This window comes from Streptomyces sp. NPDC096176 (assembly GCF_044763255.1).
GTDB lineage: Bacteria > Actinomycetota > Actinomycetes > Streptomycetales > Streptomycetaceae > Streptomyces.
In genome coordinates this window covers 1-4,633 of sequence record NZ_JBIWFV010000011.1, presented here as the reverse complement: position 1 = coordinate 4,633, position 4,633 = coordinate 1, and the positions used below count along the sequence as shown (strand labels likewise).

The following is a 4,633-nucleotide window of genomic DNA, read 5'->3' as shown; positions in this document are numbered from 1 at the left end:
GTCGTCACCTGCGCGATGTCACGCACCTGGGTGGTCAGGTTGCGGAAGACGGTGTTCACCGAATCGGTGAGGTCCTTCCACGTACCCGCCGCGCCCGGGACCTGCGCCTGACCGCCGAGCAGACCCTCCGCGCCGACCTCGCTGGCCACGCGCGTGACCTCGTCCGCGAACGTTCGCAGCGTCTCGGTCATCTGGTTGATCGTCTCGGCGAGCTGCGCCACCTCGCCGCGCGCGTTGACGGTGACCTTCTGCGACAGATCACCGTTGGCGACGGCCGTCGTCACCTCCGCGATGCCACGCACCTGGGAGGTGAGGTTTCCGGCCATCGTGTTCACCGAATCGGTGAGGTCCTTCCACACACCGGCCACGCCCGGCACGGTCGCCTGACCGCCGAGCTCGCCCTCCGTACCGACCTCCCGGGCCACCCGGGTCACCTCGGAGGAGAACGACGACAGCTGGTCGACCATCGTGTTGACAGTGTCCTTCAGCTGCAGCATCTCGCCGGCCACATGGACGGTGACCTTGCGGGAAAGGTCACCCTTGGCGACGGCCGTCGTGACGAGTGCGATGTCACGTACCTGGGCGGTCAGCCGGTACGCCATGGTGTTGACCGAGTCCGTGAGGTCCTTCCACGAACCGGACATGCCACGCACCTGCGCCTGGCCGCCGAGCTTGCCCTCGGTGCCCACCTCGAGCGCGACCCGCGTCACCTCGTCCGTGAACGCCGACAGCTGGTCGACCAGGCTGTTGACCGTGCGCGCGACCTTGAGGAACTCGCCGCGCAGCGGGCGCACCGCCGCCCCGTCCTGAGTGTCCACGCCGGGCGAGCGCAGCTCCATGCGCTGCTCGAGGTCACCGTCGGCGACCGCGGAGAGAACCCGGCCGACCTCCGAGACGGGGCGTGCCAGGTCGTCCACCAGTTCGTTGGCGGCGTCGACGGCCGCCGCCCAGGAGCCCTCGCAGGCACCCGTCTCCAGCCGCTCCGTGAGTTTTCCCTCACGGCCGACCATCCTGCGGACTCTCGCCATCTCACCCGTGAGGTGGAGATTGCGATCGGCGACCTCATTGAAGACGGCCGCGATCTCGGCCATCACGCCGTCGCCCGACACCGTCAGACGACGGCGGAAATTGCCGTCGCGCATCGTCACAAGCGCCGCCAGCAGCCTGTTCAGGGCCGCTGTGTCGACTTCGGTTGTCCCATTGCTCCGGGACCGTCCGCCTTTCGCGCGCGTATCCTTAGCCCGCGCCGTCACGCCAGACTCCACCGTGTCCCTCCCGCAGGGGTTGACCGTACTGCCTGGGCCATCTCAGGAAGCCTGCCCAGTGTTTCACCATGCCGGAACCAGGCGATAACAGTTCGGCAGCTTCGCATAGCGTCCCCACCCCCACAGGGCGGAAACAGCGGCAACCGGCATCCGCTCGGACAGCGAAGGTAAGTAACCTGGCATCCGACTGTCCAACCGCCCCGGTCCGCCCGGCGGGGGCGGTGTGGTGCTCGTCACACAACCGGGCACCGGGAGGGCAGGCCGAATCATGGCAGAGCCGGGCGTCGAGACGCGTACGAGGAGTTCTGTGATCACCGCGCGGGCGGCCGCCAGCTTCGACCCCGTCGGGCGGTCCGTCGCGACCGCCCGCGCATTCGTCCGCGACACCCTCCAGGGGTGGGGACACTCCGACGTGGTGGACGACGCGGTGGTCCTCACCAGTGAGCTCGTCACCAATGCGGTCGTCCACGCGGGAACGTCCGCCGACGTCCTGTGCCTGCGCTCCGAGGACGGCGTCCGCGTCGAGGTCGCCGACCACTATCCCGAGCGCGAAGTCCCGATACAGGGCACCGGCCGCTCGATCGCGAACCTCGACGCCGAGAACGGCCGCGGGCTGCTGCTCTGCGCCGCGCTCGCCTCCCGCTGGGGCGTCGAGTACACGCCCACGCACAAGACGGTGTGGTTCCAACTGGACCTGCCGCAGCGCTCGGTGGGCACCCGGTCCGCCGGCCCGGTTCTGCCCGTCGCACTGCTACCGGTCGCGGAGGAGCGCGTTCGCGTCGCCGTCACCCAGATCGACCGCACCGGCACGATCGCCGTGTGGAACGAGGACGCGGAGCACCTCTTCGGGTATCCGGCGGACCAGGTCATCGGCAAGCCACTCACCGACTTCGCAGCCTGGCCGCACACGCCGGGCACCGGTACCGGCATCGCCGAGGCGCTGCAGCTCTCCCGATGGGAGGGCAGTTACGGAGTCCGCCGCATCGACGGACGCGTCATCCCGGTGTACGCCTCGCATCTGCGGGTACGGGACACCAACGGTGAGCCTTCTACGGTCTGTCTGCTGGTGCGCGACGACGAGCGCGCCGTACTGCAGACCCCTCAGCGCGCCCACGGCACGGACAGCGGATCGGAGAACCGCAGCACGGACCCGTTCGAGGTGTTCATCGGGTCCCCCGCTCCCGACGACCTCGACGGCCTGCTCCAGCGCACCGTCGAGCGTGCCAGGGACATGCTCGACGGCGACGCCGCGTTCCTGCTCCTGGCCACTGACGACGAGACCGAGTTGGAGGTACGGGCCACGACCGGTCTGCCGTCGGCCCGCCAGCGCTTCGCGCGCGTCCCGGTCGAAGCCGGTTCCGGACGCTACGGCTCCGCCCGCATGCCCGCGGTCCACGAGGACCTCACCGCCGTTCCCGGCGCCGTGCCCCTCCTCAACTCCACCGGTATGCGTTCGGTGGTCACCGTGCCCCTCAAGGTCGAGGGCCGGCTCACCGGTTCGCTCGGTGTCGCCGCCGAGTCCGCCGGGCGCTACTCCAACGAGGAGGCGCTTCGCCTGCAGTTCGCGGCGGACCGTATCGCGCTGGCCGTCGAATCGGCTCGGCTCGGCGAACTGGAACGGCTGCGCCGCGGCTCACTGTCCTTCCTCGTCGAGGCCTCCGACCTGCTGGCCGGAACCCTCGACCGGGACCAGACGCTCGCCCTCATGGCGCAGATGACGGTCCCCACGCTTGCCACTTGGTGCGCGGTGTACACGATCGCCGACCAGTCCTCCGAGCCGTTCCTCAGTTATGTGCTGCACGAGGACGAGGAACGGATCGACGGCCTCAAGGCCCTCCTGTCGAAGGTCGACCCGCCCGACCCAGTCCCGACCCTCGGTGCGCGTGTCTGGAACGCGCCCGGCGAGGCGGCCCAGCGGGCCGCGCTCCTCGCGTCCAAGCGCGAACTGGGACTGGGCTCGACGCCACCGGTGTCCTCGGGCATCGGTACGACGCTGGCCACAGCGGCCGCGGTCGGCGGCGAGACCGTCGTCCTGCCGCTCGTCGCCCGCAACCGCGTGATCGGCATGCTGACCCTCGGCAAGCCGTCCGACGACCACTTCCGTCAGGAGATCCTGGAACTGGCGGAGGACCTCTCCCGCCGGGCCGCCCTCGCCCTCGACAACTCCCGGCTCTATTCGGAGCGCATGGCGATCAGTCAGTCCCTCCAGCGGAGTCTGCTGCCGCCGGAGCTCCCGCAGATCCCGGGCGTCGAGGTCGAGGTCATCTACCGCGCGGCCGGCGAGGGCAACGAGGTCGGCGGCGACTTCTACGACCTCTTCCCCATCCGTGACGGTGCCTACGGCTTCGCCATCGGCGATGTCTGCGGCACCGGCCCGGAGGCGGCAGCCGTCACGGGCCTCGCCCGCCACGCACTGCGCCTGCTCGCCCGCGAGGGCTTCGGCGGCCCTGCGGTACTGGAGCGGCTGAACGCGGCCATCCTCGACGAGGGCGCCCGTAGTCGCTTCCTGACACTTCTGTACGGGGAGTTGTGGCCCCAGGAGGACGGCAGCGCAGTCCTCAAGGTCGTCTGCGCCGGCCATCCGCTGCCGCTGCGGCTGCGTCAGGACGGAAGCGTCGAGCCGGCGGCCGAGCCCCAGCCTTTGCTCGGCGTCATGGACGACCTGGAGCTCTACGAGCAGATGGTGACGCTCGACCCGGGCGACGTCCTGCTCTGCGTCACCGACGGCGTGACGGAACGCCGCGAGGGCACGCGTATGTTGGGCGACGACGGCCTGAGCGAGGTTCTGGCGAATTGCACGGGCCTCACCGCGGGCGCGGTCGCGGGCAAGGTATTGCGTGCCGTGGAGCGCTTCGCGGCGGAGCCGGCCTCGGACGACATGGCCATCCTCACGATGCGCATTCCGGAGCCGCACAACGCCTGAGAGCACAAAACGGCGAAGGCCCCCCGCCACTGGCGGGGGGCCTTCGTCCTTGCCGAGCCCCCAAACGGAATCGAACCGTTGACCTTCTCCTTACCATGGAGACGCTCTACCGACTGAGCTATAGGGGCCTGTTGCGCTGCGGCAACGAGGTAAAGCATACCCTGGATCAAGGGATGCTTCGAACCACCTGGCGAGGCATCAGGCGCGCCCAGGGGACGATCGGCACGGGACATGCGGCTCGCCGGCATACGTCGCGGGTATACGGCAGCGGTCTGCCGGCGGACCGCTGCCGTCCGGCCGCGCCAACGCAGAAATGCCTCAACCCCCGGACAGCGTCCAGGGGTTGAGGTCAATGATTGTTCGGCGGCGTCCTACTCTCCCACAGGGTCCCCCCTGCAGTACCATCGGCGCTGAAAGGCTTAGCTTCCGGGTTCGGAATGTAACC

The 4,633-nt window shown here is 69.5% G+C and carries 2 protein-coding genes, 1 tRNA gene and 1 rRNA gene; 1 reads left to right on the top strand and 3 read right to left on the bottom strand.

The genetic code is table 11. The features are described 5' to 3' along the window. Positions 1-1,265 (bottom strand): HAMP domain-containing protein (locus ACIQ7Q_RS26740; RefSeq protein ID WP_403867176.1); only part of this gene is annotated, 1,265 nt, incomplete at its 3' end. A gap of 268 nt (positions 1,266-1,533) precedes the next feature. Here ACIQ7Q_RS26740 and ACIQ7Q_RS26735 point away from each other — a divergent pair. Further along, the gene (locus ACIQ7Q_RS26735) at positions 1,534-4,188 is read left to right on the top strand and encodes a SpoIIE family protein phosphatase (protein WP_403867174.1); all 2,655 of its coding nucleotides are present in this window, start codon (positions 1,534-1,536) and stop codon (positions 4,186-4,188) included. 55 nt (positions 4,189-4,243) lie between these two features. On the opposite strand, the gene ACIQ7Q_RS26730 is transcribed toward ACIQ7Q_RS26735, so the two are convergent. Together ACIQ7Q_RS26730 and rrf are read right to left on the bottom strand one after the other, a co-directional pair. After that, positions 4,244-4,316 (bottom strand) — tRNA-Thr (locus ACIQ7Q_RS26730). A gap of 230 nt (positions 4,317-4,546) precedes the next feature. Continuing rightward, a 5S ribosomal RNA gene (gene rrf, locus ACIQ7Q_RS26725) occupies positions 4,547-4,633 on the bottom strand; the annotation flags it as partial.